The sequence below is a fragment of the Aquabacterium humicola genome (genome assembly GCF_030167915.1).
In the GTDB taxonomy this organism is placed as follows: Bacteria; Pseudomonadota; Gammaproteobacteria; order Burkholderiales; family Burkholderiaceae_C; genus Pseudaquabacterium; species Pseudaquabacterium humicola.
The window spans coordinates 1-6,184 of sequence record NZ_JARGNB010000029.1 but is presented as its reverse complement, the minus strand read 5'-3'; the positions used below and the strand labels follow the sequence as shown (position 1 = coordinate 6,184).

3 protein-coding genes are annotated in these 6,184 nt (G+C 63.6%); all 3 read left to right on the top strand.

The features are described 5' to 3' along the window. Nucleotides 1-1,961 precede the first annotated feature (1,961 nt). Nucleotides 1,962-2,258: a hypothetical protein gene (locus P1K89_RS33110; protein ID WP_284620802.1), complete on the top strand. Its 297-nt coding sequence runs from the start codon at nt 1,962-1,964 to the stop codon at nt 2,256-2,258. Nucleotides 2,259-3,413: 1,155 nt separating this feature from the next. Further along, nucleotides 3,414-3,983 carry a hypothetical protein gene (locus tag P1K89_RS33105; protein WP_284620801.1) on the top strand — a complete coding sequence of 190 codons (570 nt, stop codon included), beginning with the start codon at nt 3,414-3,416 and terminating at the stop codon, nt 3,981-3,983. Nucleotides 3,984-5,091: 1,108 nt separating this feature from the next. Continuing rightward, entirely contained in the window at nt 5,092-5,511 is a 420-nt protein-coding gene (locus P1K89_RS33100; protein ID WP_284620800.1) for an FxLYD domain-containing protein, read from the top strand. Nucleotides 5,512-6,184: the final 673 nt, after the last annotated feature.

The window sequence follows — 6,184 nt, the reverse complement described above, 5'->3', positions numbered from 1 at the left end:
GCGCAGCGCAGAGCGCAAGGCCCAGGTGTCTCGCAGCATGGAGCACCTGCCTTTGCCGTCAACCAGGCCGCTGCCTAACCCTTCGGTCAACGCGACCCGTACCAGCAGGCCTCTTGGGGCGCGAGGCGCCTTCGCTTATCCTGCGCCTCGCGCCCCAAGCGTCCTGCCGGCACGGGCGCGTTACCTCAAACGTTAGGCAGCAAGTGGAGCGGCCGTGCCACTGCAGCGCAAGTTCAGCGGCGCTGTCGCGCCGAGCACTTGAACAGCCACGAGCGGCCGAGCGTCACTCCGCCATTGGAGCCAGAAGCATCAGCGTTCTGCGCAAGGCTGCCGCGCACGAGGACCTGGAGCGGCAGCCGAGCGCAGGACTACGGCGCTTGGCACGGTCGCTTTCAGTCAGTTCGTCGGTGCGCTGCGCAGCGGAAGACACTGCCCGTGGCTTCCACCCCGCGGCGCAGCGCAGAGGGCAAAGCCCAGGCCACGCACGTCAGCAGCACTTGCCACCGTCGGTTTCAGTCAGTTCGTCGGGCGCTGCGCGTCGGAAGTCACTGCAAGTGGCTACCACCCCGCGGCGCAGCGCGGATCGCAAGGCCGAGACAACTTGCCTCATAGAGCGCCTGCCTATGCTGTCAACCGGCTGCTGCCTAACCCTTCGGTCAACGCGACCCGTACCAGCAGGCCCCTTGGGGCGCGAGGCGCCTTCGCTTATCCTGCGCCTCGCGCCCCAAGCGTCCTGCCGGCACGGGCGCGTTACCTCAAACGTTAGGCATCAAGTGGAGCGGCCGTGCTACTGCAACGCATGTTCAGCAGCGCTATCGCGCCGAGCATCTGAACAGCCACCAGTTCTCTGAGCGCCATGCCAACTCAGAGCCGGAACCTGCAACGCCTTGCGGAAGGGTTCCGCTCAATGAGTTGTGGTCGGCACCAGAGCTCACGGCTCCAGCGCCTCCCGCCATCCCTTCCAGTCAGTTCGTCGGGCGCTGCGCGGCGGAAGTCCCTTCCAGTGGCTACCACCCCGTGGCGCAGCGCAGAGGGCAAGGCCCAAGGCCGGCCACGTCCGCAGCGCTTGCCACCGTCGGTTTCAGTCAGTTCGTCCGGCGCTGCGCGTCGGAAGGCCCTGCCAGTGGCTATCACCCCGCGGCGCAGCGCACAGCGCAAGGCCGAGGTGGCTCGTGGCATGGAGCACCTGCCTTTGCTGTCACCAGGCTGCTGCCTAACCCTTCGGTCAACGCGACGCCCACCAGCTGCGCGCCAGGGCCGCGAGGCCGTTCAGCCCTATCATCGGCCTCGCGGCCCTGGCGCTCCGCTGGCGGTCGCGCGTTACCTCAAACGTTAGGCATCAGGTGGAGCGGCCGTGCAACTGCAACGCATGTTCAGCGGCGCTATCGCGCCGAGCATGTGAACAGCCACCAGTTCTCTGTGCGCCATGCCAACTCAGCGCCGGAACCTGCAACGCCTTGCGGAAGGGTTCCGCTCAATTGGTTGTGGTCGGCACCAGAGCTCACGGCTCCAGCGCCTCCCGCCCTCCCTTCCAATCGGTTCGTTGGGCGCTGCGCGTCGGAAGTCCCTTCCAGTGGCTACCACCCCGTGGCGCAGCGCAGAGGGCAATGCCCAAGGCCGGCCAGGTCCGCAGCGCTTGCCACCGTCGGTTTCAGCCAGTTCGTCCGGCGCTGCGCGTCGGAAGGCCCTGCCAGTGGCTACCACCCCGCGGCGCAGCGCAGAGCGCAAGGCCGAGGTGGCTCGTGGCATCAAGCACCTGCCTTTGGTGTCAACCCGGCTGCTGCCTAACCCTTCGGTCAACGCGACCCGTACCAGCAGGCCTCTTGGGGCGCGTGGCCGTGCAGCCTATCATCGGCCTCGCGCCCCAAGCGTCCTGCCGGCACGGGCGCGTTACCTCAAACGTTAGGCCGCACAAACACCCATCCCGCATCGTCAGCCACTTCCTCCGCGCCTGAGTTTCAATGCTCATCAAGCACCATGTCGAGTATGTCTTCCCCATCAAGGGAAAGTTGCACGTCCCGGATGTGATTGGACTAGCAGCATCACATCGCCTCAAACCTGGCGCAATCCTGCAGTGCACCTTCGAATCACCAACGGGGGAACAGTACGAAGTGCAAGGCAAGGTCGCCTTTGAGTTTGTCAACTACAAGGGTCGTGTCGACAACCCGGATCGAATAGGCGGAAGTCTCATCTTTGCCGAAAGGCCAGGCGGTCATGTGCCTCAAGGCTGGACGTTGTTCGTACTGCTCGAAGAATAGGCTGGCTGGCTCCGTTCGCCCGTCCGTGGCAGGCCATCACCCATCGGTCCCGGGCACAGAGTGCGGCCTAACCCTTCGGTCAACGCGACCCGTACCAGCAGGCGTCTTGGGGCGCGAGACACCCAGGTCTATCATGTGTCTCGCGCCCCAAGCCTCCTGCCGGCACGGGCGCGTTACCTCAAACGTTAGGCCTCGGGTGAACACGTTCACCACGACTCGTGGCGCTGCCAGAAGGGCCCCACACCTTCGGCCTTCATCACATCAGCCACGAGGAGAACAGCCGAATGCAAGCGCGCGCACTTGCGGCGGTCGCTATCGAGCACTTCGGCAGCGAAAGACAAGTTCAACCGCCTATCTTCAAGGGTAGGTCGGTACGCATGCGCCCGAGAGGACGGTCATCGCTGCCCGTGGTTCCGAGCGCAAGGCCCTCAACTTCACGAACCCGTCGTAGCTTCTCGGCAGTGGCTGGCAACAAGATCATCGGTCGTCTCTGGCAGCTCGCGCGTCAGGCTCGCCCCAAATACCCGCGGTGTTCACGGCCACCACCCGTCCGAGGCCTAACCCTTCGGTCAACGCGACCCGTACCAGCAGGCCTCTTGGGGCGCGAGACACCCAGGTCTATCATGTGTCTCGCGCCCCAAGCGTCCTGCCGGCACGGGCGCGTTACCTCAAACGTTAGGCGTCAGCCTTGGCACATCTTGCTGATGGCGTCGAGTGCACTTCTGGCGTAGCCCTCCACGGCGTCATCCCAAGCCGGGCATCCGCAGCTAAGACGGCGGATCTGGTATCCGAATGCATGAGATCTCGGCTCGCGGCCCATGCGTGCAGCAGGCCGGCGCCCATTCCACGGCACTGGCCCGGCCGCGCGGCTGCGCAAACACTCTGGCACAGCTACCACAGCGCGTCCCTGGCATCACCCACATCGAACGGGGCCGTCAAGCTTGTTGCTCCAAGCCCGGCACGCGGTCCTGTGGCACGCTGTGTCGCTTCACTGGCACCTTGTTCTCTGGCACGCCGCCGCCTAACCTTTCGGTCAACGCGACCCGCACCAACAGGCCGCTTGGGGCGCGAGGCCGCGCAGGCCTATCATCGGCCCCGCGCCCCAAGCCCCCTGCTGGCACGGGCGCGTTACCTCAAACGTTAGGCGTCGCCTTCATGCGCAGAGTCCACGTCCTCGTCGCTCTTTCCCTTGCTTCTCCGTTGTCCTACGCCATGGGCGGAGAAGGGATGGTCAGTCGCTTGGTTGAGCTACTTGCCGTCGCGCTTGTCATCGCGGTCGTAGCGATCTTTGGATTTCGGTCCCTCATCTCGTCTCGCGCGCCCCAATTGCTTTCGCCCTCCCTTGCCTTCGCTTGGGGTGCGACATTTCTCGCTGTTCTGCTTTTCGCGAAGTACCTTGGACCCTTCGCGTTTGCTCTTTCTCTAGTTCTCTTTCCCATCGCATGGGCCTTCTGCTTGGGCATAGCCTGTCTGCTGCTACCCTTCATCGAGGAGACGGCGTCACCGAGCGTTGCTGGCAAGATCGGGAGGTACGCAGCCGAACCAACACTTTCGAACCTCAGTGTTGCCACCTCGGTGCGAGAACTCGAGTCTCGTGGCTACAAGGTCAACCAGGTAGGCGCAGATAAGTGGGGGGTCAGTCGGCCTCCAAGCCAAGTGGTGAGCTACTTCTACTCAGTGGAAGATCTGAATTCCTTTGCAAGCGGTGTGAAAAACGACGCCTAACCTTTCGGTCAACGCGACCCGCACCAGCAGGTGTCTTGGGGCGCGAGACACCCAGGTCTATCATGTGTCTCGCGCCCCAAGCCTCCTGCCGCTGCGGGCGCGTTACCTCAAACGTTAGGCGTCGCTCGGCGAGCACTTCGCTTGCGTGGTCCGGCACGCTCCGGCCGCAGAAGAAGAGAGAACCGCCTGTAGCCTCAGCCAGGCGCCGCGGTGTCGTCAACTACTGAACTCGTGCGTAGGTTTGGCCTCATCTGTCTGCGTCGCCCGCAGCGCCCGTCATCGCTGGAGCGCTCCTCTTGGCCTGCGGCGCTCCCTCGGCATTGCTCTGCCGGCGCCGCCTTCTTTGCCTGCGCGCTGGCCCAGCTTCGGCTGCTCTTGCAGCCTTCCACCGTTGCCGCTTCGTCGAGGCTACGCCTAACGGTCGGTCGAGGCGACGTCCACCAGCTTCGCGCCAGGGCCGCGAGGCCAAGCAGCCCTATCATCGGCCTCGCGGCCCTGGCGCTCCGCTGGCGGCCGCGCCTCACCTAAAACGTTAGGCCCGGGGTAGGCAAGGACCTTGCAACTCGTAGCGCTGCAAGAAGGTTCGCACGAGAGCGATCGTCACCACGCCAGCGCAAGCGGTGGAACAGCCGGATGCAGCTGCAGCGCGCTGGGCAAGGCTCTGGCCAGAACAACAGGCCGCGCTCTACTTCGGGATACCCGCCCAACGAGCTAACGAAGCACTGCCCGAGGTGCCCAAAGACAAGGCGGCCATCCATCTTCGCCGCTCGGTGCCCACGGTGGCCAGGGTCGCAAAACACGTCAACTGCTGTTCATGTTCACGCCCGTGCGCCTCGGGCAAGCACATCAATCCGTCCGCAGCATGTGCACCGTTCCCGGCAGCGCGCACAGCTCAAACCCGTGCTGTTCACGGCCTGCACGAGCAACCGGGCCTAACCCTTCGGTCAACGCGACCCGCACCAGCAGGCGTCTTGGGGCGCGAGGCCGCCCAGCACTATCATCGGCCTCGCGCCCCAAGCCTCCTGCCGCTGCGGGCGCGTTACCTCAAACGTTAGGCCGCATGGCATGCGTAGGTGGCACCCGGTCACACAACACATTAGGAGGAACCGTGCTCAAGCATCTCTATGCCGCTCTTTCGAAGATCGGAACCGGCCTTCTCTATGGCATCGGAATCGGAATCACGGGTGTAGCTCTCATGTACTTCGTATCCGAACACATGATGGCCTCCGTCTGGAATCAAACGTCCACCAAGAACCTTCAGATCGTCAAGCATGAGAAGGTAGAGCGCGAGGATCAAACGCTCGTTCTTGGGACAGTCAGGAACGATACGACGGAAGCAATTCGGTTTGCCAATGTAGAGGTCGACCTCTTTGATTCCGCCGGCAAGTTTGTGGAGCAGTGCTCGCATGTCCTAAACGGCTCGGTTTCGCCCGGTGAGGAACGCAACTTCAAGGTCGTCTGCGGCGGCTGCAAAGACAAGCCCACCGTGCAGCACAGTACGTACAAGGTTCGGGTCGCGGGCATGTAGTAGTTGGTAGGTCTGCGCTCCAAGGAATGCGGCCTAACCCTTCGGTCAACGCGACGCCCACCAGCTGCGCGCCAGGGCCGCGAGGCAGCCAAGGCATATCATCTGCCTCGCGGCCCTGGCGCTCCGCCGGCGGTCGCGCGTTACCTCAAACGTTAGGCCTCGGACGCCATGCTTTCGCGCTTTCGATTCAGCTGGAAATAGAGTTGGCTGCACGCGCCGATGGCGTATTGGGTCCACGTGCCGCGGCGGGACGAGGACCACGCATATGAACCTCCCGCACCGCAACCACACCCAAGCTATGGGTACCCGCACCTACACGTGGAGTTCGGAGAACATGAACTGGTGTTCAGTGCCCCGGCCCAACTGGATCACTTCATCGAGGTGATGGGCAAGAAGCCGCTCCCAACGTCACGCCAGTTATCAGCGCTGCGTGGGAAAGACGTCGGTCCCAACAGCCACTGGCTCAGCCGCTTGCCCACCGAACTGAAGAACCCGAAGACAAGACCGGTCCTCGTCAAGCACCTCAGGGCCATCCAAAGACAACTCCTAGTGCAGTGCACGTGAAGTTGTAGAACTTATTTTGCTCGGCATACTCCCATCGCCCAGGAGGCTGGAGCGATGCGGATTGCCAAGACGATCGAACTGGATGAAGGCGTGGAGCGGGAGCTTCGTG

Bases quoted from the DNA above. Each gene is read 5' to 3' on its own strand.
- P1K89_RS33110 (WP_284620802.1), top strand. From the start codon at position 1,962: ATGCTCATCAAGCACCATGTCGAGTATGTCTTCCCCATCAAGGGAAAG.
- P1K89_RS33105 (WP_284620801.1), top strand. From the start codon at position 3,414: ATGCGCAGAGTCCACGTCCTCGTCGCTCTTTCCCTTGCTTCTCCGTTG.